At 59.0% G+C, this 21,897-nt stretch carries 19 protein-coding genes; 9 read left to right on the forward strand and 10 right to left on the reverse strand.

From position 1 onward, the window contains the following. Positions 1 to 10: 10 nt before the first annotated feature. Complete coding sequence (locus HYI44_RS05255) at positions 11 to 1,426, reverse strand: acetyl-CoA carboxylase biotin carboxylase subunit (RefSeq protein WP_045060835.1); 1,416 nt, start codon at positions 1,424 to 1,426, stop codon at positions 11 to 13. A gap of 188 nt (positions 1,427 to 1,614) precedes the next feature. On the opposite strand from HYI44_RS05255, the gene HYI44_RS05260 reads away from it, so the two are divergent. Next, positions 1,615 to 2,577, forward strand: coding sequence for a LysR family transcriptional regulator (locus HYI44_RS05260; protein WP_122841280.1), 963 nt, complete (start codon positions 1,615 to 1,617; stop codon positions 2,575 to 2,577). Here the strand turns inward: HYI44_RS05260 and HYI44_RS05265 are convergent. The 3 genes from HYI44_RS05265 to HYI44_RS05275 form a co-directional block, all read right to left on the reverse strand. Then, complete coding sequence (locus tag HYI44_RS05265) at positions 2,519 to 2,731, reverse strand: PA3496 family putative envelope integrity protein (RefSeq protein WP_045060836.1); 213 nt, start codon at positions 2,729 to 2,731, stop codon at positions 2,519 to 2,521. The genes HYI44_RS05260 and HYI44_RS05265 overlap by 59 nt on opposite strands. 177 nt (positions 2,732 to 2,908) lie before the next feature. Continuing rightward, a complete protein-coding gene (hexR, locus tag HYI44_RS05270) occupies positions 2,909 to 3,775 on the reverse strand; it encodes a transcriptional regulator HexR (RefSeq protein ID WP_122840954.1) in 867 nt (288 codons plus the stop codon). 153 nt (positions 3,776 to 3,928) lie between these two features. Next, complete coding sequence (locus HYI44_RS05275; protein WP_225568908.1) at positions 3,929 to 6,796, reverse strand: EAL domain-containing protein; 2,868 nt, start codon at positions 6,794 to 6,796, stop codon at positions 3,929 to 3,931. 258 nt (positions 6,797 to 7,054) lie between these two features. Between HYI44_RS05275 and uvrD the strand changes: the two genes are divergently transcribed. The 3 genes from uvrD to HYI44_RS05290 all read left to right on the forward strand — a co-directional run bounded on the left by uvrD (position 7,055) and on the right by HYI44_RS05290 (position 10,955). After that, the gene (uvrD, locus tag HYI44_RS05280) at positions 7,055 to 9,238 is read left to right on the forward strand and encodes a DNA helicase II (protein WP_122840952.1); all 2,184 of its coding nucleotides are present in this window, start codon (positions 7,055 to 7,057) and stop codon (positions 9,236 to 9,238) included. Positions 9,239 to 9,537: 299 nt separating this feature from the next. Then, on the forward strand, positions 9,538 to 10,410 hold the full coding sequence (locus HYI44_RS05285; protein ID WP_205891758.1) for a Tim44 domain-containing protein: 873 nt from the start codon (positions 9,538 to 9,540) through the stop codon (positions 10,408 to 10,410). A gap of 137 nt (positions 10,411 to 10,547) precedes the next feature. Continuing rightward, positions 10,548 to 10,955, forward strand: a complete 408-nt coding sequence (locus tag HYI44_RS05290; RefSeq protein ID WP_034149364.1) for an SMI1/KNR4 family protein — start codon at positions 10,548 to 10,550, stop codon at positions 10,953 to 10,955. Between the two features lie 58 nt (positions 10,956 to 11,013). Here HYI44_RS05290 and HYI44_RS05295 read toward each other — a convergent pair whose 3' ends face one another. Continuing rightward, positions 11,014 to 12,777, reverse strand: a complete 1,764-nt coding sequence (locus HYI44_RS05295) for a cation:proton antiporter (RefSeq protein ID WP_225568909.1) — start codon at positions 12,775 to 12,777, stop codon at positions 11,014 to 11,016. A 203-nt stretch (positions 12,778 to 12,980) separates the two neighbouring features. On the opposite strand from HYI44_RS05295, the gene HYI44_RS05300 reads away from it, so the two are divergent. After that, positions 12,981 to 13,463, forward strand: coding sequence for an acyl-CoA thioesterase (locus HYI44_RS05300; protein WP_045060843.1), 483 nt, complete (start codon positions 12,981 to 12,983; stop codon positions 13,461 to 13,463). 133 nt (positions 13,464 to 13,596) lie between these two features. Here the strand turns inward: HYI44_RS05300 and pdxY are convergent, their stop codons facing one another. Continuing rightward, the gene (gene pdxY / locus HYI44_RS05305; RefSeq protein ID WP_122840950.1) at positions 13,597 to 14,469 is read right to left on the reverse strand and encodes a pyridoxal kinase PdxY; all 873 of its coding nucleotides are present in this window, start codon (positions 14,467 to 14,469) and stop codon (positions 13,597 to 13,599) included. Positions 14,470 to 14,584: 115 nt separating this feature from the next. Here pdxY and HYI44_RS05310 point away from each other — a divergent pair, with 115 nt between their 5' ends. Continuing rightward, positions 14,585 to 14,998 carry a DUF3301 domain-containing protein gene (locus tag HYI44_RS05310; RefSeq protein ID WP_045060845.1) on the forward strand — a complete coding sequence of 138 codons (414 nt, stop codon included), beginning with the start codon at positions 14,585 to 14,587 and terminating at the stop codon, positions 14,996 to 14,998. Here HYI44_RS05310 and HYI44_RS05315 read toward each other — a convergent pair. Next, positions 14,995 to 15,957, reverse strand: coding sequence for a CobW family GTP-binding protein (locus tag HYI44_RS05315; RefSeq protein ID WP_225568910.1), 963 nt, complete (start codon positions 15,955 to 15,957; stop codon positions 14,995 to 14,997). The genes HYI44_RS05310 and HYI44_RS05315 overlap by 4 nt on opposite strands. A gap of 26 nt (positions 15,958 to 15,983) precedes the next feature. Between HYI44_RS05315 and HYI44_RS05320 the strand changes: the two genes are divergently transcribed. Continuing rightward, a complete protein-coding gene (locus tag HYI44_RS05320; RefSeq protein WP_122840947.1) occupies positions 15,984 to 16,340 on the forward strand; it encodes an NADH:ubiquinone oxidoreductase in 357 nt (118 codons plus the stop codon). A 3-nt stretch (positions 16,341 to 16,343) separates the two neighbouring features. On the opposite strand, the gene zigA is transcribed toward HYI44_RS05320, so the two are convergent. Continuing rightward, positions 16,344 to 17,549, reverse strand: a complete 1,206-nt coding sequence (gene zigA, locus HYI44_RS05325; protein WP_225568911.1) for a zinc metallochaperone GTPase ZigA — start codon at positions 17,547 to 17,549, stop codon at positions 16,344 to 16,346. Between the two features lie 105 nt (positions 17,550 to 17,654). On the opposite strand from zigA, the gene folE2 reads away from it, so the two are divergent. Further along, on the forward strand, positions 17,655 to 18,575 hold the full coding sequence (gene folE2 / locus HYI44_RS05330) for a GTP cyclohydrolase FolE2 (protein WP_225568912.1): 921 nt from the start codon (positions 17,655 to 17,657) through the stop codon (positions 18,573 to 18,575). On the opposite strand, the gene HYI44_RS05335 is transcribed toward folE2, so the two are convergent. Next, positions 18,542 to 19,063, reverse strand: a complete 522-nt coding sequence (locus HYI44_RS05335; RefSeq protein WP_225568913.1) for a DUF3617 domain-containing protein — start codon at positions 19,061 to 19,063, stop codon at positions 18,542 to 18,544. The genes folE2 and HYI44_RS05335 overlap by 34 nt on opposite strands. A 131-nt stretch (positions 19,064 to 19,194) precedes the next feature. Between HYI44_RS05335 and cls the strand changes: the two genes are divergently transcribed. Beyond that, entirely contained in the window at positions 19,195 to 20,634 is a 1,440-nt protein-coding gene (cls, locus tag HYI44_RS05340; protein ID WP_225568914.1) for a cardiolipin synthase, read from the forward strand. Here the strand turns inward: cls and cfaB are convergent. Next, positions 20,631 to 21,818, reverse strand: coding sequence for a C17 cyclopropane fatty acid synthase CfaB (gene cfaB, locus HYI44_RS05345; protein ID WP_225568915.1), 1,188 nt, complete (start codon positions 21,816 to 21,818; stop codon positions 20,631 to 20,633). The two genes, cls and cfaB, sit on opposite strands and share 4 nt — an antisense overlap. Positions 21,819 to 21,897: the final 79 nt, after the last annotated feature.

Below are 21,897 nucleotides of genomic sequence, written 5' to 3' on the forward strand. Positions count from 1 at the left end.
GTTATATTCCTCACAGGCCTGCGTGGGCGGCGATGGCGGCGGCGATGGCCAAAGCCAGCTCTTCGGGTTTGCGCTTGATCGAGTAGTTGGTCAGTTCAGGGTGGCTTTCAACGAAGCTGGTATTGAACTGGCCACTACGGAATTCCGGGTTACGCAGGATTTCCTGGTAGTACGCGGCGGTGGTCTTGACCCCTTGCAGACGCATGTCGTCGAGGGCACGCAAGCCACGGTCCATCGCTTCTTCCCAGGTCAACGCCCAGACCACCAGTTTGAGGCACATGGAGTCGTAGAACGGTGGAATGGTGTAGCCGGTATAGATTGCCGTGTCGGTACGCACGCCGGGACCGCCGGGTGCGTAGTAACGGGTGATCTTGCCAAAGCTCGGCAGAAAATTGTTTTTCGGGTCTTCGGCGTTGATCCGGAACTGCAGGGCAAAACCGCGGTGCTGGATGTCTTCCTGTTTCACCGAAAGCGGCAAGCCGGACGCAATGCGGATCTGCTCACGCACGATGTCGATGCCGGTGATTTCTTCGGTGATAGTGTGCTCCACCTGCACCCGGGTGTTCATTTCCATGAAGTACACCTCGCCCTCGGCGAGCAGGAACTCCACGGTACCGGCGTTTTCGTAACCCACGGCTTTGGCCGCACGTACGGACAGGTCACCGATGTAGGCGCGCTGTTCCGGGGTCAGTTGCGGGCTGGGGGCAATCTCGATGAGCTTCTGGTTGCGTCGCTGGATCGAGCAGTCGCGCTCGAACAGGTGCACGACATTGCCGAAACTGTCGCCGAGGATCTGCGCTTCGATGTGCTTCGGGTTGACGATGCATTTTTCCAGGAACACTTCTGCCGAACCGAAGGCCTTGGTGGCCTCGGAAATCACTCGCGGGAATGCCTGTTCAAGTTCGTCCCGACTGTCGCAACGTCGGATACCACGGCCACCGCCACCGGAGGTCGCCTTGAGCATCACCGGATAACCGATGCGGTCGCCTTCGATAAGCGCTTCCGCGATATCCGCGACGTTGCCTTCAGTACCGGGTGTGACCGGTACTCCGGCCTTGATCATGCTGCGGCGCGCTTCGGTCTTGTCGCCCATGCGCCGAATCACTTCAGCCGATGGACCGATGAACTTGATCCCGCGCTCGGCGCAGATGTCTGCCAGTTCGGCGTTTTCCGAAAGGAAACCGTAGCCGGGGTGCAGTGCATCGCAGCCGGTTTCTACCGCCAGGTTCACCAGCTTGCGCGCATTCAGGTAGCCGGCCAGAGGTTCGGCACCAATGCTGTGGGCTTCGTCTGCACGCTTCACGTGCAACGCGTGCCGATCGGCGTCGGAGTAGATCGCGACCGAGCGAATGCCCATCTCGGCGCAGGCACGTACGATTCGTACGGCAATCTCACCACGGTTGGCGATCAGGATCTTTTTTATCACTTGGAATTTCCCTTGAGCCGGTGGTACCCACAACCTGCTAGACCAGGTCGACGTGACCAAATGTTTCCATCTGGTCGCGAACCCACACTAGCGCTCACAAGGGATTAACAAAAATGAATAATTATTGGGTCAGGCATAAGTAAAGACTTATAGTCAGATTACCGGCCATGGTTCAGAGCGAAGAAAAAATGCGTAAGTCCTTGATGCGAATGACATTACGTCAACTTCAGATCTTCAATGAGGTGTGTGATCTACGGTCCTACAGCCGTGCAGCCGAGGAAATGTCGCTGACACAGCCAGCCGTCAGCCTGCAGATTCGGCAGATCGAAGAACTGATCGGGCAGCCCTTGTTTGATTATGTTGGCAAAAAACTCTACATGACCGAGGCCGCCGAAGCACTCCAGCGAGCCAGCCGGGACATTTTTGGCCGCCTGGAAAACCTCGACATGCAGCTGTCGGACATGCAGGGATCGCTGCAGGGACAGCTCAAGCTGGCAGTGGAATCCAGCGCCAAGTATTTCGTGCCGCATTTGTTTGCCGCCTTCAAGCGCCAACACCCCGAGGTCAATTTGCAGCTGACGGTGGTCAATCGCGGGCAGGTGATTCGGCGCCTGTCGGATAACCGCGATGACCTGGTGATCATGTCCATGGTGCCACAGGACATGGGGCTCGAATTCCTGCCTTTCCTGAACAACCCGATAGTCGCGGTGGCGCCGCCGGACCATCCGCTGTGCCATTTGGGACCGCTGCGCTTGCAGGATCTGGAACCTTATACCTTGCTGCTGCGCGAACCCGGCTCCGGTACTCGCCTGGCCTGCGAGGAGTACTTCAAGGAAAAGCGCGTGCACTTCAACCAGACTCAGGAAGTCTCGTCGGCCGAAGCCCAGCGCGAGTGTGTACTGGCAGGTTTGGGCGTGGCGCTGTTGACGCGTCATGCCCTGAACCTGGAACTGGCGACCGGCGGACTGATCGAGCTGCCAGTGGAAGAATTACCGCTGTACCGCAGCTGGTGCCTGGTGCAGGCCAAGGCGAAGCGCCTGTCACCGGTGGCTCACGCATTCCTTGCGTTTATCCGCAGCGAGCGGGTACAGATCAGCGCCCTGGTTGAGCGTTTCGACGGGAAGCTGCGGGCGCAGCCTGCCAGTAGTTGAGTTCGAGCTCGTCAGGAAAGCCGCCGATTTCAGCCAGCAGCTGGCGGCGCTCGCAGCGGTCTTCGATAGCGCGGCGAAACTCCATGCGGCGCTGGTCTTCCTGCTGACGACGGGTTCTGACGGCGCTGTTGCGTTCTTCGTAGGGCTGGGCCATTTCGAGTCTCCCAAGGCGATTACGGGAGTTTCAAGATAGGCGCGGGGGATGACGGTTTGGCGGCATGCGCGTTACAGGGGTGTGAACATTTACAGATCAAAAGATCGCAGTCTTCGGCAGCTCCTACAGGGTACGTGAATTCCCGCAGGAGCTACCGAAGGCTGCAATCCTTTGATCTTAATCGTCCAGCGCCTTCACCGACTTGGGCGACAACCGCAAGCTGCGCAAGCTGCGCTTCACGCTCTTGAGGTGGTTCACCAGGCTCGGGCCGCGCGCCATGGCCACGCCCATCGCCAACACATCGATCACCACCAAGTGGGCAATACGTGAAGTCAGCGGCGTGTAGATCTCGGTGTCTTCGTGCACATCGATCGCCAGGTTGACGGTCGACAACTCGGCGAGCGGGGTCTGGCTCGGGCACAGGGTGATCAGCGAAGCGCCGCTTTCACGCACCAGGTTAGCCGTGATCAGCAAATCCTTCGAGCGCCCGGATTGCGAAATGCAGATGGCTACATCGGAGGGTTTGAGGGTCACCGCCGACATGGCCTGCATGTGCGGGTCGGAATACGCCGCCGCCGTCAGCAACAAACGAAAGAATTTGTGCTGGGCATCTGCTGCCACTGCGCCCGACGCACCAAAGCCGTAGAACTCCACCCGCTGGGCCTGGGACATGAGTGTCACTGCGCGCTGCAACTCGATCGGGTCGAGCCGCTCGCGCACTTCCATCAGGGTATGCAGGGTGGTGTCGAAGATTTTCAGACTGTAGTCGGCGACCGAATCGTCTTCGTGAATCGCGAACTGTCCAAAACTCGCGCCCGCCGCCAGGCTCTGCGCCAGCTTGAGTTTCAGGTCCTGGAACCCGGAACAGCCGATGGCCCGGCAAAACCGCACGATGGTCGGTTCGCTGATGCCCACGCTGTGGGCCAGGTCTGCCATGGAACTGTGCATCACCGCCGCCGGGTCAAGCAGCACGTGGTCGGCGACCTTGAGCTCCGACTTGCGTAAGAGGTGGCGTGACTGGGCGATGTGTTGCAACAGATTCAAAGGTCTGGACTCTTTGTTATTGGCAGGCGCCGTGATGTAGCGAGCTTGTAGTTATACTACATGAATTGGCTTTTTGCCTGCTCAATCCGTAACCGAATCCCTCGTTTTCAGCAGAGCATGGCTGCATGTAGCGCCAATCACGCCTCCGCGGAATTACTTCGAGCCCTGCAACTGCAGAAGGCTCGCAAGCTGTTGCGCCTCAACGGGCTTGCTGATCAGGTAGCCCTGAACCTCATCACAATGTTCGCCTCGCAGGAACTCAAGTTGCTCGGGCCGCTCCACTCCCTCAGCCACCACTTTCAACGACAAGCCATGGGCCATGGCGATGATCGCGCGGGTGATCGCGGCATCCATCTGCCCCTCGCCCAGGCCGCGTATAAACGTCTGATCGATTTTCACGTAGTCCACCGGAATGCGCTTGAGGTAACTCAATGACGAATAGCCGGTGCCAAAGTCGTCGATCGCCAGTTTTACCCCCAGGTCCCGTAGCTGCTGGAACGTCGAAATGATGTGCTCGACGCTGTCCAGCAACTGACTTTCGGTCAGTTCAAGCTCAAGGTATTGCGGCGCCAGCCCGGTTTCTTCCAGCACCTGCCGAACCAGGCTGACCAACTTGCCCTGACGCAGCTGATGCACAGACAGATTGACCGACACACGAATCGGCTCGAGCCCCTGGCGCTGCCACTCGCACGCTTGCCAGCAGGCCTGACGCAGCACGAACTCGCCGATCGGACCGATCAATCCGGTTTCCTCGGCCAGGCCAATGAACTCTGCAGGCGACACCCTGCCCCTGTCGGGATGATCCCAGCGCACCAAGGCTTCGGCGGCATTCAGGCGCCCCGTGGCGAGGCAGAGCTTGGGTTGGTAGAACACTTTGAGCTGCTTCTCATCGATCGCTTTGCGCAGCTGGTTTTCCAGTTGCAATCGCTCCAGGGTGCTGGCCTGCAGGCTCTCGGTGTAGAACTGGAAATTATTGCCGCCCAAGTGTTTGGCATGCTGCATGGCCATGTTCGACTGGCTGACCAGCGCTGAGATTTCCCGGGCGTTGTCCGGCAGCATACTGATGCCCATCGACGCACTGACTACCAGCTCATGTCCGTCGATGTTCAAAGGCAAACGCAACTTGGCGGACACCCGTGTCGCCACCCGGGCCAGGCTGGAGAGGTTGGCGTAGCTGTCAAACAGCACGGCAAATTCGTCGCCGGACAAGCGTGCAATGGTATCGGCCTCGGGCAGTGCACTCACCAGCCTGCGAGCGATTTTCTGCAATAGCTCGTCGGCAATGTCATGGCCCAGGCTCTCGTTGAGCAACTTGAACCGGTCCAGATTGATATGCAGCAACGCCAGGCTGCGCCCGCCCTGACGCATCCGTTGATGAGCCTCACGCAGACGCTCGCGGAACAGCGAGCGGTTAGCCAGGCCCGTCAACTCGTCGTAATGGGTGAGAAACCGCATGCGTTCTTCGGATTCGCGCCTGGCCGAAAGATCAGCGAAGAAGCCTACAAGATGACTTACATTTCCCCGACTATCACGCACCGCACTTAGCTGCAACCACTGCGGATACAACTCACCATTTTTCCGCGTCTCCACCAGTTCGCCCTGCCAGCTGCCATGCTGCTCCAGTGCCTGGCGGATGGCGCTGTAGTGCCGGCGAGCGTCACGACTGCACGGCAGATCGACCACACTCAGTCCGAGCATGTCGTCGATCTCATAGCCGGTCACTCGGCAGAAGGCCTGATTAGCGGCGATCAGGGCGTAACTGGGATCGAAAATCACAATACCTTCACTGGCCGCTTCAAAGACCGTCGCAGCCAGTTGCTGTTGCGCTTCCTGGTGCTTGCTGACGCTGATGTTGCGCCGAGTCCCGACCATGCGCACCACCCGGCCATTTTCGCCGCGCTCCACCGCCCGTCCACGGTCCTCGATCCATACCCAGTGACCGTCACCGTGACGCACGCGATATTCGATCTGATAGTCCTCGCTGCGACCCTTCAGGTGTTCAACCAATGCGCGCTTGAGCGCCGGCACGTCCTCGGGGTGCAGGCGTGGCTTGAGATGGCGCAGCATGGCCGTCACTAACTCTGGCTCCAGTCCGAACAATTCCTGAAGCTGCGTGTGGTGGACTTCGTCCGTCTGCAGGTTCCAGTCCCACAACCCCAGCTCACTGGCTTTGAGCGCCAATGCCAGACGCGCCTCGCTTTTACTGAGGGCCTGGTTGGCCAGGTCGAGTTCGAGGCTGCGCTGGGCAACACGGCCTTCCAGCCCGGCCTGAATGGCCCGTAGTTCAGCTTCAGCGCAACTACGCTGCTCAACCTCCCTGGCCAGCTTCTTATTAAGTTGATCGCTGCTGGTTTGAGCCTGCTGCAGGTGCTCGATCAGTGCCTGATTCTGGAAGCGACGCAACAAGCCGCGATCGATCAGCCGGTTGACCTGCCAGGCAACCACGCTCAACGCCCCCAGCAAAATCAGGCCGAACCAGCCCCAGCCCTGGCCTTGCTCATCGCCGCCCCAGAACAGATAGGCGATCGCCGGCAATAGACAGGGCAACGTAAAGGAAAGAAACGCCGGGAGGCTGACGGCGTAGGCCACGCTCGCCGACAGCGCAGCGGCCCCGATCAGGCCAAATACCCAGGCTTGCTGGATGAAGGTGTCCGCCGGGACCAGCGCGATACCGGCACCCGCCAGGGTCAAGCCGGTCAGACCCGAGCCGAGCATGAACATGCGGCGCCAGACCGGATGCGCCTGACGGTTGGGGATCGCTGAGTCGAAAGCCGCGACCTGGATAACCCGCAACGCCACCAGTGAGAGCAACCACACCAGCCAGATGCTGACCAGAAAGTAGCGTTGCGGGCTCCAGAGCAGGCCGGCGCAGACCAGGCCATTGATCAGCATGAACAAAGTAGGCAGCAGCGATCCCTGGTAAAGCAGACGCGTGCGCTCCACCGCCATTTCCATGGCGTATTGTCTGCGGATAACCCGGGGCTCCACGGAGGGACCCGACAGGTCGATGCTGAAGGTCATAGGCAATATTCTTGTTCTTATAATGATGAGCTTGTGCCCGAATCGTCGACGGAGCATACACAAGCACGTGGCTGGACCAAACCGCCGCCCACTATAAAAAACATGAAATCTGCGGTTGCACTTGCCCCCTGAAAAGCCGCAGAGCAAGCCCCGCCAGCGCTTGCAGGCAGTGACTGACCGGTCGTCATCCGTGCGTCTTTCATCGGCTAATGCAAAGCTCGGTTTGCCCGGTGTGACGGCGCACCCTAGAATGCCCCGATGCGCGATGATCTCTCCCTTCTGCTGAACTCCCTCAACGATGCCCAACGCCAGGCCGTAGCTGCCTCCGTGGGTCGTCAGTTGGTCCTGGCCGGTGCTGGTTCCGGTAAAACCCGAGTGCTGGTGCACCGTATCGCCTGGTTGATCCAGGTCGAGAACGCCTCACCCCACTCGATCCTGTCGGTGACCTTTACCAACAAGGCCGCTGCCGAGATGCGTCATCGCATCGAGCAGCTGATGGGTATCAACCCGGCCGGCATGTGGGTAGGCACCTTCCACGGCCTGGCGCACCGCTTGTTGCGGGCGCATTGGCAGGAAGCCGGCCTGAGCCAGACCTTCCAGATTCTCGACAGCGACGACCAGCAGCGGCTGGTCAAGCGGGTGATCCGCGAGCTGGGGCTGGACGAACAACGCTGGCCAGCGCGCCAGGCGCAATGGTTCATCAACGGGCAAAAAGACGAAGGCCTGCGGCCACAACACATCCAGGCCAGTGGCGACCTGTTCCTGGCGACCATGCGCAGCATCTACGAAGCCTATGAGGCCGCTTGCCTGCGCGCAGGTGTCATCGATTTCTCCGAACTGTTGCTGCGCGCACTCGACCTGTGGCGTGATCACCCAGGCCTGCTGGCGCATTATCAAAAACGCTTCCGGCACATTCTGGTGGACGAATTCCAGGATACCAACGCCGTGCAGTACGCCTGGCTGCGCCTGCTGGGCAAGGGCGGCGACAGCCTGATGGTTGTAGGCGACGACGACCAGTCGATTTACGGCTGGCGCGGCGCGAAAATCGAAAACATTCATCAGTACTCCTCCGACTTCCCGGACTCGCAAACCATCCGACTGGAGCAGAACTACCGCTCCACGGCCGGCATCCTCAAAGCGGCCAATGCCCTGATCGCCAACAACACCGGGCGCCTGGGCAAAGAACTGTGGACGGACGGCGGCGATGGCGAGGCGATCAACCTGTACGCGGCTTTCAACGAGCACGATGAGGCGCGTTACGTTGTCGAAACCATCGAAAGCGCGCTGAAAACCGGACTGGCACGCAGCGATATCGCAATTCTGTATCGCTCCAACGCCCAATCTCGCGTTCTGGAAGAAGCCTTGCTGCGCGAACGCATCCCGTATCGCATCTATGGCGGCCAGCGCTTCTTCGAGCGTGCAGAAATCAAGAACGCCATGGCGTACTTGCGGTTACTGGAAGGTCGAGGCAACGACGCCGCCCTGGAACGGGTGATCAACGTGCCCGCCCGTGGGATCGGTGAGAAAACCGTCGAAGCGATCCGCGAGCATGCGCGCCATAGCGACGTCTCGATGTGGGAAGCCATGCGCCTGCTGGTGGCCAACAAGGGCCTTACCGGACGTGCTGCCGGCGCCTTGGGAGGCTTTATCGAGCTGATCGAGAACCTCGCCGCCAAATGCATGGAAATGCCGCTGCACCTGATGACCCAGACTGTTATCGAGCAGTCCGGGCTGATTGCCTACCACGAAGCGGAAAAAGGTGAAAAAGGCCAGGCACGGGTGGAAAACCTTGAGGAGCTGGTCAGCGCTGCCCGCAACTTCGAAAACACCGAGGAAGATGAGGACCTCACGCCGCTGGCTGCATTCCTCGGCCACGCCTCGCTGGAGGCCGGGGATACCCAGGCCGACGAACACGAAGACAGCATTCAGCTGATGACGTTGCACAGCGCCAAGGGCCTGGAATTCCCTTATGTGTTCCTGGTGGGCATGGAAGAAGGCCTGTTCCCGCACAAGATGAGCCTGGAAGAACCAGGACGCCTTGAAGAAGAACGGCGCCTGGCCTACGTCGGCATCACCCGGGCCATGCAGAACCTGGTGATGACCTACGCCGAAACCCGCCGCCTGTATGGCAGCGAGACCTACAACAAGGTGTCGCGGTTCGTACGTGAGATCCCGAAGGGTCTTATTCAGGAAGTACGCTTGTCGAACAGCGTCAGCCGGCCCTTCGGCGGCAACCAGTCGATGAGTGGCAGCAACCTGTTCAGTGGCAGTGAAATTCCGGAAACCGGCTTCAGCCTGGGTCAGACGGTGCGTCACTCAATCTTTGGCGACGGCGTGATCCTCAACTTCGAAGGCGCCGGCGCCCAGGCCCGGGTGCAGGTGAACTTCAGCGAAGGCAGCAAATGGCTGATGCTCGGCTACGCCAAGCTGGAAGCCGTCTAGGGACCTGCAAGCAGGTCTTGCAGGTGGGAGCGGCGGTGCGGCTCGCTCGCGAATACCGTGTATCAGCTGGCATCCATGCCAGGTACTAAACGGCTTTCGCGGGCAATCCCGCTCCTACAGGTTTTCATTTCTCTGTGAACCTATCCCTTTTTCCTACAGACAAAAGTACATAACCTTATTGCCTCGACGAAGCTGAACCGAACCTGTCAGGCAAAAGCCCGAAACACTCTGCCGCTAGCCAGTAACACTTCAGCTGTGCAACATGGCGCGCGTGCCTTCCACAAATGGGAATTCCCTTTATGAAACGTTTTCTTAGCATCGCCATGGCGTTGTGCATCGGCCTGACGATGAGCCTCGACGCCAACGCCAAGCGCTTTGGTGGCGGCAAGAGCTCCGGCGCTGCGCCGACTCACCAGACCAGCCAAATGGCTCCTTCTTCTGCTGCCGGTGGCGCTGCTGCCACTGCCGGCGCGGCCGGTGCCGCTGGCGCCGCTGCCAAAGCCGGCGGTGCGTCGCGCTGGCTCGGCCCTCTGGCCGGTATTGCTGCCGGTGGCCTGCTGGCCTCCATGTTCATGGGCGGCGGCTTCCAGGGGATGCAGATCTTCGACATCCTGATCATGGCGGTCATCGCCTTCCTGGTCTTCCGCTTCATCGCCGCTCGTCGTCGCAAGCAGCAGGAGCACCTGGCCCCGGCCGGCGCGCCAATGCAGCGTGAAGTGTTCGAGCACAAGCCTGCTGGCATGGGTTCGATCTTCGGCGGTGCAGCAGCGCCGGTTGCCGCACGTCCGGTGATCAATGCGCCAGCCTGGTTCAATGAAAACAATTTCATTGAAGCAGCTCGCAACCACTTCCAGTCCCTGCAGCAGCACTGGGACGCTAACGAAATGGACAAGATCGCCGAGTTCGTGACCCCGCAACTGCTGGAGTTCCTCAAGCGCGAGCGCGCTGATCTGGGCGACAGCTTCCAGTCCACCTACATTGATAACCTCAATGTGCAACTGGACGGCGTGGATGACCGTGCGGACAAAACCATCGCCACCCTGACCTTCAGCGGTCTGTCGAAGACCTCGCGCTTCGACCAGGGCGAAGTGTTCAGCGAAAGCTGGAACATGGAACGTCCACAAGGCGAGAACCAGCCTTGGCTGGTAGCCGGTATCCGCCAGAACGGCTGATCACCCGCTGCTTTAAAAAATGCTGTAATAAAAACCCCAGCCCCGGCTGGGGTTTTCTATTTCGCGGTTGCATCTATAGCAAGCTACTGTATAAACCGCCCCAACCAAACCGCGCCAACAGCAAGAGGATCCCGGACGTGGAAGAAATCATCGAACAACTGCGTGAAGCCAACGAACCGGTACCAGTCCCCTTGGAACTGCCTGACGAAGACATGCTGGTAGAGATCGAAGAGCAACTGTTCATCGACATTCCATTCGTCTTCAGAGAATTTTTGCTGACCGTCAGCGATGTGGTCTACGGCAGCCTGGAGCCGGTGACGGTTACCGACCCGCAGTCCCACACCTACCTTCCGGACGTGGCGGCCAATGCCTGGGATGCGGGCGTCGATCGCAGCCTGATCCCGATCTGCCAGGACGGCGACGACTACTACTGCGTCGAAGAAGACGGCACCGTGGTGCTTTGGCAAGCCGAAGAAGAGTTGATTGCCGAAGAAACCTGGGAATCGGTATGGCACTGGGCCCGAGACGTCTGGCTGGAAAGCTGAGCCTCGCAGTATTCTGCAGCCATCAGCCCGCGCAGCGGCCCGCTGGCTGCAGGTTCAATCAATGGCCTGACGATTCCTTGTGATTGTCCAGGGTCTCCAGCAGGGCCACCTGCATCCGCGTGTGAACGCGAATGAACCAGCGCCACAATACGGCAGCCACAGCGGCCGCCACTACGACGATCAACACCAGCAGCTTGTTAGTTGGCAAAATACTCGCCGACAAGGCCGCCAGCAGCAGGAAAATCACCAGCAGCGACAGGATCGGAATCACTTCAGCGATCACCCGTCGTACCCGCTGCGTATGACGCCCCGCCATCTCCGGCTTGACGCCCATTTCCGCCAGCAGCATCGACAGCGCCTTGAGCTTGCGGTAGGCAGCGATCAGAAATGGCAGCGACAGGATCAACGCCACACCCCAAATCAACGCCTTCTGCCAGCTCGGATCACTGATCCAGTCCTGCACGTAGGCAGACATGCGCTCGGCGAAAAATGCCCCCGAGAAGAAAATCGCAATCACCAGCGCCAGGTTGACGCCGACCTGCAACAGAATCCGCCGGATCATCGACGCCAGCAGCGCACCCTCGCCTTGGGGCTGGATGCTGCGCAACCATTCGCCATACATGCCCAATACCCGGCCCAGTCGCTGAGGCATCACCGCTGCCAGCTTGATCGACAGGGGGTCCGCCGCGCGGATCAGATACGGCGTCAGCAGCGTGGTGATGACCGACACGGCAACGGCCACCGGATACAGAAAATTACTGGTCACCTGCAACGTCATGCCCAGCGCTGCAATGATGAAGGAGAACTCGCCAATCTGCGAAAGCCCCATGCCAACCCGCAGTGAAGTGCGTCCGTCATTGCCTGCGATAAACGCGCCCAAGCCGCAGGACAGCATCTTGCCCAGCACCACCGCAACAGTGATCACCGCGATGGGCCAGGCATATTGCAGCAGGATCATCGGATCGAGCATCAACCCGATGGCGACAAAGAATATTGCGCTGAACAAATCACGCACCGGTTCAATCAGGCGCTCAATCTTCAGCAGTTGCCGCGATTCCGCCATGATCGCGCCAATCAGGAACGCTCCCAGCACCATGCTGTACTCGAGCTTGACCACCAGCAGGCAGAAGCCGAAGCAAAGCCCCAGCACGGTGATCAAGAGCATTTCGTTGCTTTCGAATTTGGCCACGTAAGCCAGCAGGCGCGGCACCAGCAGAATGCCGATCACCAACGCGACAATCATGAACAGCGACAGCTTGCCGACCGTAGAAAAGACTTCCCCGGAGCTCACGGTACCGCTCACCGCGATGCTCGACAGCAAGGCGATAATCCCGATGCCGAGGATGTCCTCGACGATCAACACGCCAAAGATCAACTGTGCAAAGCGCTCGTTCTTCATCTTCAAGTCGTTCAGCGCCTTGACGATGATAGTGGTCGAGGAAATCGCCAGGATCGCGCCAAGGAACAGCGAATCCATGGTGTTCCAGTCGAACCAGCGGCCGATTTCATAGCCGATCCAGATCATCAGCACGATTTCCAGGAACGCTGCGATAAACGCTGTGGCGCCGACCTTGAACAGCTTGCGCAGGCTGAACTCCAGGCCCAGGCAGAACATCAGGAAGATCACACCGAGTTCGGCCAGGGTCTTGATGGTTTCTTCATCGTGGATAAGGCCGAACGGCGGGGTGTGCGGGCCAATGATGAAGCCGGCAACGATGTAGCCCAGGACCACAGGTTGTTTAAGCCTGTGGAACAACACCGTGACCACCCCGGCGACCAACATGATCACTGCCAGATCCTGGATAAAACTGATCGCATGCATGGTGTGGGGCTCCTTGGGGTCGACTTTTGGAGCGTAACACCGCGACTTCCGCCAGAAAGGCGGTGCAATATATGGAAACAGATCGGCCAGGGCGTGACGGCAGCCACCCGCCCGGCGTCCCGATAACTGTTGGTTTGAAAAAAGCTGACAAGGCACCCGCAGAGGTGCGCCCCCAATAACCTGCCTTGAACCGTGAGCACTCTATGGAACCCGGAAACGCCCAACTGTCGATGACGGTATTGATGACCCCCGACATGGCCAACTTCTCTGGCAATGTTCACGGCGGCACTCTGCTCAAGTACCTCGACGAAGTCGCGTATGCCTGCGCCAGCCGTTATGCCGGCCGCTATGTGGTGACCTTGTCGGTGGACCAGGTGATCTTTCGCGAACCCATTCACGTCGGCGAGCTGGTGACCTTCCTGGCCTCGGTGAACTACACCGGCAACACGTCGATGGAAGTCGGGATCAAGGTCGTAACCGAGAACATTCGTGAACGCTCGGTGCGGCATACCAACAGCTGTTTCTTCACCATGGTGGCGGTAGATGACGACCGCAAGCCGGCCTCCGTTCCACCGCTGCAACCACAGAACAGCGAAGACAAACGCCGATATGTGCAGGCCCAGCAACGCCGGCAGATTCGTCAGGAGCTGGAAAAGCGTTATCAGGAGATAAAGGGCGACGCCTGAGGTCTGGTTCCGACCTTAGATAGCTTTCGCGGGCAAGCCCGCTCCCACAGAGATTGTCAGTGGACACAATATTTGTGCACCCGGCAGATTTCCTGTGGGAGCGGGCTTGCCCGCGAATGGGTTCAACGCAAAATCAGAGGCTGATCGCAGTCGCCTCAAACCGCACCCGCGGATGCGCAATGCGGTCCTGAGCACGTACCAATTCCAACTCATAGCTGGCACACGCCTGGGTCTCCAGCAGCACCTCATGCACCGCCGACGCCGCGAATTCGAACGCCGCCACAAGGCTGTCCCCCAACAGCACTCGTGCCAGGAACAACCCTGAAGTCAGGTCGCCCACGCCCACCGGCTGCCGCGGGAACGCTAACAGCGGACGGCGCAAATGCCAGCTGTTCTCGGCTGTGACCAGCAGCATCTCGAACACATCCGCCGATTTCCCGGGGTAGTCCAGGTGCTTGACCAACACTGCCTTGGGGCCACGGGCCAGCAGTGCTCGCGCCATGGCCAGGCAGTCGAACAGCGATTGCGGGCGGCGCCCTGAAAAGCTGTCCAGCTCCAACTGGTTCGGGCACATGAAGTCGGCCACGGCTGCCGCTTCTTCCAGAAGGAAATCGCTGACCTCCTGCGGCACACTGCAGCCCTTCTCCGGGTGACCCATCACCGGGTCGCACAGGTATAACGCCTTGGGATTCATCGACTTGATCCGCGCCACACCGGTCAGGATCGCCCGTCCCTGGGCCGCACTGCCCAGGTACCCGGAGAGCACCGCATCACAATTGCCCAGCTCACCGATCGCCGCGATGCCTTCCACCAACGCCGGAATCTGCTGCGGCGACAAGACTTCCCCGGCCCATTGGCCGTACTGGGTGTGGTTGGAGAACTGCACAGTGTTAAGCGGCCATACGTTTACCCCGACCCGCTGCATCGGGAAAACCGCGGCGCTATTGCCAGCATGGCCGAATACCACGTGGGACTGGATGGCGAGCAGATGGGGTGTACGTTTCATGCGCTGAGTTTCCGTCAAACGAAATTCGAGCCGCGCAGTATGCGACTAAACGCAGCCTGTACGACAGACCGGGGACACAGTTAAGCTGACACTATCTTGTTGGAGCACCCTGTTGATGCTGACCCTCGGAAATATCTTCGTGCTGATGCTGCTGGCCACCGCTGGCGCGTGGCTGTGGCATAACCATGGTTTGCGCGAACGCGCACTTGAGCGGGTCAAGCAGCACTGCGCCAAGCTGGGTATCGAGTTGCTGGACGGCAATGTCGCGCTGAAAAAAATTGGCTTCATGAAGGATGCCAACGACCGCCGGCGCCTGGCCCGTGTGTATAACTTTGAATTCACCGTAACCGGCGAAAGCCGTCATAACGGCACGATCACCCAATTCGGCGCACACAGCGCGCAGATCGAACTGGCGCCCTACCCGATGCCGTTCGATGAATCACCGGCGGTGGTCGACATCGTCAAACCCCGCGCTGAAGTGATCGAGCTGAGCCAATGGCGCCAGGATCACAACAAGTGGAGACCTTAGAGCAGGCAATCAGCCAACGTCTCTTGTAGCGTCACCACATCCCCTGGGGCATCAAAGATCAACTCGATGCGCGAATCCAGGCGCCACTCACTGGGCCGCCATTGCAGCGGCGAGTTATCCAGCGCATTGGCGGACACCCAACCTGCATCGCTGTGAATGACCAGCTTTGCCCGCCGCCACACCATGCCCTCAAGCCATCGACTGACGTGGGCCAATTGGAACGTCTGGCTCGGGTGCCAGCGCCAGCCAACGCTCCAGCTGCCCTGCTGTTCCTGACAGAGACAAATCGGCGTTGCAGGGTCAGTCCATAGTGCCGGCAGCTGTCCCAGCCCCTTGTGCGCGATGAAGTTATCCACAGCCCCCACAGCGCGAGCATCGAGCCCGGGTAGTGCGCTTAGCGGCAGTGCTGCCTGCCGGGTCCAGTGCAGTGGGCGCGCTGGCAGGCTGGCGGCGATGCGCTGGCGATCTGCTTCATTAAGCTGTTCCGACTTGTTCAGCAACAACAAGCCGGCGCTGCCTAGCGCCTCCTGTTGCGCCTGTGGCAAGGTTTTGCCAAGGGCTAGTGCCTGGGCATCCAGGACCAGTACACACGGCTGTACAGCCAGTACACCCAGCCAGGGCCCCTCGTTCAGTTGCCTGAGCAATTGCGCCGGATGACCCAACCCGGACGGCTCGATAAACAGCCGATCGGGCCGTGCCTTGCGCAGCAGACGTCCCAGCCCTATCTGAAAAGGCGCACCGTTTACGCAGCACAAACATCCCCCGGCCACTTCACCCAGTGCGATACCATCGGCGTCGCTGGTTAACAGCGCTGCATCCAGGCCGATCTGGCCGAACTCATTGATCAGCACTGCCCAACGTTCGTTCTGGGGCCGCTGCTCAAGCAAATGCCTGATCAGGCTGGTCTTGCCAGCACCCAAGGGGCCGGCAATGATGTGGGTCGGGATGTTCTGCAACATGATTGACGGATTCTAAGGGGTAGAAGATGCGGTTGACGGGATTGTCGTTGCTCCTGGCGCTGACCTCGGGCGAGGTACTGGCGCAGGCCTGCGTGGTTCACAGTACCGCCGAGCGACTGGATGTGAAAGTGTGCCAGCAGAACCGCAACATACCGGAAAAACTCTTCGCCGATGGTTTTTGCCAGCCCAACCTGCCCGGGCAGAAGGTCGACGTGCAGTATGTGAACGAATGCCCTGCCGGAGCGTTTGGCGTCTGCAGCAACGCCCAGGTCGCCAATATGCCGTACCGGCAGGATATTCACTATTACGGTGTGGTGACCGATCAGGCGTACCTCAAGCCCTATTGCGAGGCACAAAGCCAGGGCAACTGGCTCAAGCCTTGAGCCTCAGGAGACTTCCTCGTACCACGGTCCGAACGGGTCCGTCAGCTGTTGCCAGCCCGACACACCCAATGCCATTTCTGTTTCAGTGAGCAAGCAGTCGTCCAGCTCGCCGGTGAGTTTTGCGAAGTCGATATTCTGGCCGATGAACACCAGCTCCTGGCGGCAATCGCCGGTGTCGACAGCCCAGTTTTTTCGGATTGCAGCGATGCTTTCGTCGTCCTGTGGCCACTGCTCCTGTGGCACAAAACGCCACCAGCGCCCAGCATATCCATGGCGCATCAAGCCGCCCGCCTGAGACCAGCTACCCGCGTCCATGTGCTTGCTGGCGAGCCAGAAAAATCCCTTGGAACGCAGCAATTTGCCATTTTCCCAGGAGCCGTTGATGAAATCGAAAAAACGCCGGGGATGAAAAGGTTTACGCGCCCGATAGGCGGTGGAAGCGATGCCATACTCCTCAGTCTCCGGCAGGTGCTCACCGCGTAGCTCTCGCAGCCAGCCAGGGGCCTGGGCGGCCTTGTCGAAATCGAAACGACCCGTATCCAGGATTCTGCCCAAGGCAACTTCGCCCATGACCATTGGAATGATCTCTGCCTGGGCGTTAAGCCGCGCAAGAATAGCCATTAACTCCAGGCGCTCGCTGCTGCTGATCAGATCGACCTTGCTGATCAGAATGACGTCGGCAAATTCAATCTGCTCGATCAACAAGTCGGTAATGGATCGCTCGTCACCCTCACCCAGGGTTTCACCCCTTGATGCGAGGCTGTCTGCGGCCTGGTAGTCGAGCAGAAAGTTCACCCCATCAACTACCGTGACCATGGTATCGAGCCGCGCCAGATCGGCCAGGCTCTGTCCTTGTTCGTCGCGGAAGGTGAATGTTTCAGCCACCGGCAATGGTTCGGATATTCCCGTCGACTCGATCAGCAGGTAATCGAAACGACCGTCCCTGGCGAGCTTGCTCACCTCCTCCAGAAGATCTTCGCGCAGCGTGCAGCAAATGCAGCCGTTGCTCATTTCCACGAGCTTCTCTTCAGCGCGGTTCAGGCTGACGTCACGCTGAACCTCACTGCCATCAATGTTGATTTCGCTCATGTCATTGACGATCACGGCCACCCGCAGATTTTCGCGATTTCGCAGCACATGGTTGAGCAGCGTGCTTTTGCCCGCGCCTAAAAAGCCAGACAGCACGGTGACGGGTAGACGGTGGGGCATGCGAAATTCCTCGTAGGCATTGCACGCTCTTGTGAGAAAAGGCGTGGTATATTTAATATGTAATAACATAACATATAATATCTACCTCTACGATGGAACTGCCTCATGAACGCGCTGCCGTTGCCGGATATCGCCACCCAGGCCTCCCACCAAACACTGCCGCTGGATTGGGTCGGCATGCGCGGGATTGCCATTCCCATCGTGCTCAACGGCCAGCATTGCTCGGCAAAAGCCGATGCAGGGGTCAGCCTGGACGATGGCGACGCACGTGGCATCCACATGTCACGCCTGTACCTGGCATTAGAATCGCTTGAGCAACAGGCGCTGACGCCTGCGCGCTTGAGCCAGGTACTGCAGTACTTTCTGCGGACTCACCAGGGACTTTCAAACAGTGCCTACCTCAACATCCACTTTGAGCTGCTGTTAAAAAGACCGGCACTGATCACCCAATTATCCGGCTGGCGGTCATACCCGGTGAGTGTTCAAGCGCGCCTGGAAAATGGAATGTTCCACGTGGAACTAACTGTCGAAGTCATCTACTCGTCGACCTGCCCCTGTTCAGCCGCACTTTCGCGGCAGCTGATCCAGAAGCAATTCATTGATGATTTCGCCAACAGGACTCTGCAGCATGCCGAGGTGCTTGTGTGGTTGGGTGGCGCAAATGGAATTGTTGCGACACCTCACAGCCAGCGCAGCAGCGCACAACTGCAAGTACGGATAATTCCAGATGGGTTGGAGTTACCACTGTTAAAAATAATAGATGTAGCAGAAATGGCGTTAGGCACCGCAGTACAAACAGCGGTTAAGCGCGCCGACGAACAAGCTTTCGCGTTGGCAAATGGACAGAACCTGATGTTCTGCGAAGACGCCGCGCGACGTCTGCACTTTGCCCTCAAACACTGCGATGAAATCGACGGGTTTCAACTACGCGTGGTGCATGCAGAGAGCCTGCATGCCCACGACGCGGTGGCACAGAGCCAATGGAAGCGGGATCAGGCTCGAGGCTTGACCGTACCGCAATCCTGACCCAGCCACACGGCTCGAGTATCGAGGCTACCCTTCTGCTGAATACCGGTGGCGTTGAATGTACCGTTGACCTTGGTAGTGAACTCACGATCGCTGAGGAAAGTGGCCACGCCGGTACCTTGGGCCTTCGGGCAACTGAACCGGAATTTCCACTGGTTGCCGGTACGCTCGGTGATTTCCTGCTTGCAACCCGACTGAGGATCCGTCAGGGGGATATTGTCGGTCTTTACCTGTTCCGGAGTCAGGCAGGCGCGAATGCCCTTGCCACCCATGGTGATGCCTTGCTTCTCCAGTTGAGCGCGTTGCTCAGGCGTCATCTGGCTCTGGATCTGCCCGAGAATCAGTTGCAGATCCGGGAGGACCTGGTTGTCGACCTTCATGTTGCTCGAAGTCAATTCCCACAAACCTGGCTGAAGCATCTGCGCCTGAGCGGCCACAGGAAGTGCCAAACCAAATGCCATGGCCAAACCCAGCAGACGAACGTTCATCGTGTAACTCCTGATCAGTAGTGGCCGTTAGACGTCAGCCACAGGCATCGGTTCATGGGCCAATTAATTAGCGACATTCTGCACGGAACATGGTCTGTTAAGCATTGATTATTCAGGAGCAAGGTTGCCCCATGGATTACTTTGGACCGCATATCTTCGGCTACATGATTGCACTGCTCCATACGCTCGGCTCGATCGCGGCCATTAATGCAGTGCTCACCGTAAGGACGGCCCAAGGCTCGATCGCCTGGGCCCTGTCGTTGGTGTTTATCCCATACTTCACCCTCATCCCCTACCTGGTGTTCGGCCGCAGTACGTTTGATGGATATATCAAGGCTCGCCGTCAGGCCAACGAGGAAATGCGCAAAGCGATCTCCGAGCTTAATTGGCGACCCTGGGTAGAGGAAGCGCTGGCCGCGCGCGCATCCAGCGCCTACGCGTCCCTGCGAGCGATGCCTAAACTGGGACGAATGCCGTGCCTGGCGAACAATGAAGTGCGCCTGCTGATCAATGGGAACGCCACCTTCGAAGCTATTTTCGCGGCAATAAGCTCCGCCAAAGAAGCGGTGCTGATCCAGTTTTTTATCATTCACGATGACCGCCTCGGCCAACGTCTGCAAAGCCTGCTGCTGCAAAAAGCCGCCGAAGGGGTGGCGGTTTATCTGTTGTATGACCGCATTGGCAGCCACTCCCTGCCCCACAGTTTTGTCCAGCCGTTGCGCGATGCTGGTGTTGAGGTCAAGGCGTTCGCCACTCGCAGCGGTTGGCTAAATCGCTTTCAGGTGAACTTCCGCAACCATCGAAAAATTGTGGTGGTCGATGGTGTGCTGGGCTTTGTCGGTGGCCACAATGTCGGCGACGAGTACATGGGCGAAAAACCACCGCTGGCACCCTGGCGTGATACCCACGTTGAAGTACGCGGCCCAGTCGTTGCCTGCATGCAGGAGTCGTTTGCCGAAGACTGGTTCTGGGCGGCGCGCTCGCTGCCCCCGCTGATACTGCCTGACGTCTATCCGGATGACGGAGTGCTGTGCCAATTACTCGCCAGCGGCCCGGCAGATGCCTATGAAACCTGCTCACTGTTTTTCGTTGAGGCGATCCACGCAGCCACGCAGCGGGTCTGGATCACCAGCCCGTATTTCATTCCTGACGAAGCTGTTTTCGCCGCCCTGCGTCTGGCTGTGTTGCGCGGAGTGGACGTGCGCCTGCTGTTGCCATCGCGCCCGGACCACCGCATCGTCTATGCCGCGTCCAGCCTTTACGCTTTCGAAGCGGTCCGGGCCGGTGTTCGGGTGTTCCGCTACGAGCCTGGTTTTCTGCACCAGAAGGTGGTGCTGATAGATAGCGAGATCAGCGCGATCGGCAGCGCGAACCTCGACAACCGTTCGTTCCGGTTGAATTTCGAAGTGATGCTGCTGACAGTCGACAGTGCTTTCGCCGGGGAGGTGGAGCAGATGCTGAACGCCGATTTCGCCCTGGCCCATGAAATAGCCAAGGAGGAAAGCCGGGAGACCCATCGCCTGCAACAGATCGGCATGCGGATAGCCCGGCTTATTTCGCCAATTCTTTAAGGCGTATAGATGTCGTCGCGGGTCCATGGCAGTTCATGGCTGCCATCGGGATGGGCTTTGACGGCAAGTATCTGGTGCAGGTTGATCCAGCCCCTGGCAAATGCGTAGGCACAGCCGGCCAGATACAGCCGCCAGATCCGCAAAGCCTGCTCTGGCACCTCCTTCGCGGCGGCCTCCAGATTGTCTTCCAGGCGCTCGCTCCAGTGGTCCAGCGTGCGCGCATAGTGCAGGCGCAAGCTCTCGACGTCGACAATCTCAAGGCCCACTTCACTGATCTCGGCCGAGATCATGGACAGGTGCGGCAACTCGCCATTGGGAAACACGTACTTGCCGATGAAGTCACCGGCACCGCGTCCAACCGGACGCCCATCGGTATGTTTAGCGGTAATGCCATGGTTCATCACCAGGCCGCCCTCTTTTACCGCGCCAAAAAGCGTCTTGCAGTACTCCGGGAGATTAGCGTGCCCGACGTGCTCGAACATACCGACACTGACCACCTTATCGAAGCGACCATCCTGAGGCAGGTCGCGGTAGTCGAGCAGTTGCAGTTCTACCAGGTCGTCCAGCCCCTCGGCGGTGACTCGCTCCCTGGCCAGCGCCAGTTGTTCCTTGCTCAGCGTGATTCCGAAAACTTTCGCGCCGAATTCCCGCGCGGCATACCGCGCAAGCCCGCCCCAGCCGCAACCCACGTCGAGTAAATACTCACCGGATTGCAGTCGCAGCTTGCGGCAAAGGTGACGAAATTTTGCTTGTTGTGCCTGCTCCAGGGATTCACTGCCGGTCTCGAAATAGGCGCAGGAGTACGCCATGTCACTGTCGAGCCAGAGCTGGTAGAAGGCGTTGGAAAGATCGTAGTGATAAGAAATGGCCTTGGCGTCGGTTTCCTTGTCATGCACGGTGCGCACAAATTGACCGGCATCGTCCTCATCAATCAAGGCCTGGCTCCATTGATCGCAGACGCGAATGACGTCGGTAATTGAACCTTCCAGCTCAAGTTTGCCTTCGACATACGCTGCTCCCAACGCATCCAGACTCGGACGGGTGAACTGGGAAACCATCTGTGGGTCCTTGACCACAATCGTGACACTAGGCGCCGGCCCCAGATTGAATTCATGGCCATCCCAAAGTCTCAAGCGAAGCGGTAACTGCAGATTCTGTAAGGCCGGTGGAATACGCGCGAGCATGGAGAATCCCCCTTGTTTCAGACGTCTGATGAGAGGTTAGACCATCCTGGAAAAATAGCTGGCTATCGATTTAACGGGC

The organism is Pseudomonas sp. Y24-6 (assembly GCF_020295325.1).
GTDB classification, from domain to species: Bacteria; Pseudomonadota; Gammaproteobacteria; order Pseudomonadales; family Pseudomonadaceae; genus Aquipseudomonas; species Aquipseudomonas gregormendelii.

Bases quoted from the DNA above. Each gene is read 5' to 3' on its own strand.
- HYI44_RS05260 (WP_122841280.1), top strand. From the start codon at position 1,615: ATGCGTAAGTCCTTGATGCGAATGACATTACGTCAACTTCAGATCTTC.
- HYI44_RS05265 (WP_045060836.1), bottom strand. From the start codon at position 2,731: ATGGCCCAGCCCTACGAAGAACGCAACAGCGCCGTCAGAACCCGTCGT.
- HYI44_RS05275 (WP_225568908.1), bottom strand. From the start codon at position 6,796: ATGACCTTCAGCATCGACCTGTCGGGTCCCTCCGTGGAGCCCCGGGTT.
- uvrD (WP_122840952.1), top strand. From the start codon at position 7,055: ATGCGCGATGATCTCTCCCTTCTGCTGAACTCCCTCAACGATGCCCAA.
- HYI44_RS05285 (WP_205891758.1), top strand. From the start codon at position 9,538: ATGAAACGTTTTCTTAGCATCGCCATGGCGTTGTGCATCGGCCTGACG.
- HYI44_RS05295 (WP_225568909.1), bottom strand. From the start codon at position 12,777: ATGCATGCGATCAGTTTTATCCAGGATCTGGCAGTGATCATGTTGGTC.
- HYI44_RS05300 (WP_045060843.1), top strand. From the start codon at position 12,981: ATGGAACCCGGAAACGCCCAACTGTCGATGACGGTATTGATGACCCCC.
- pdxY (WP_122840950.1), bottom strand. From the start codon at position 14,469: ATGAAACGTACACCCCATCTGCTCGCCATCCAGTCCCACGTGGTATTC.
- HYI44_RS05310 (WP_045060845.1), top strand. From the start codon at position 14,585: ATGCTGACCCTCGGAAATATCTTCGTGCTGATGCTGCTGGCCACCGCT.
- HYI44_RS05315 (WP_225568910.1), bottom strand. From the start codon at position 15,957: ATGTTGCAGAACATCCCGACCCACATCATTGCCGGCCCCTTGGGTGCT.
- HYI44_RS05320 (WP_122840947.1), top strand. From the start codon at position 15,984: ATGCGGTTGACGGGATTGTCGTTGCTCCTGGCGCTGACCTCGGGCGAG.
- zigA (WP_225568911.1), bottom strand. From the start codon at position 17,549: ATGCCCCACCGTCTACCCGTCACCGTGCTGTCTGGCTTTTTAGGCGCG.
- folE2 (WP_225568912.1), top strand. From the start codon at position 17,655: ATGAACGCGCTGCCGTTGCCGGATATCGCCACCCAGGCCTCCCACCAA.
- HYI44_RS05335 (WP_225568913.1), bottom strand. From the start codon at position 19,063: ATGAACGTTCGTCTGCTGGGTTTGGCCATGGCATTTGGTTTGGCACTT.
- cls (WP_225568914.1), top strand. From the start codon at position 19,195: ATGGATTACTTTGGACCGCATATCTTCGGCTACATGATTGCACTGCTC.
- cfaB (WP_225568915.1), bottom strand. From the start codon at position 21,818: ATGCTCGCGCGTATTCCACCGGCCTTACAGAATCTGCAGTTACCGCTT.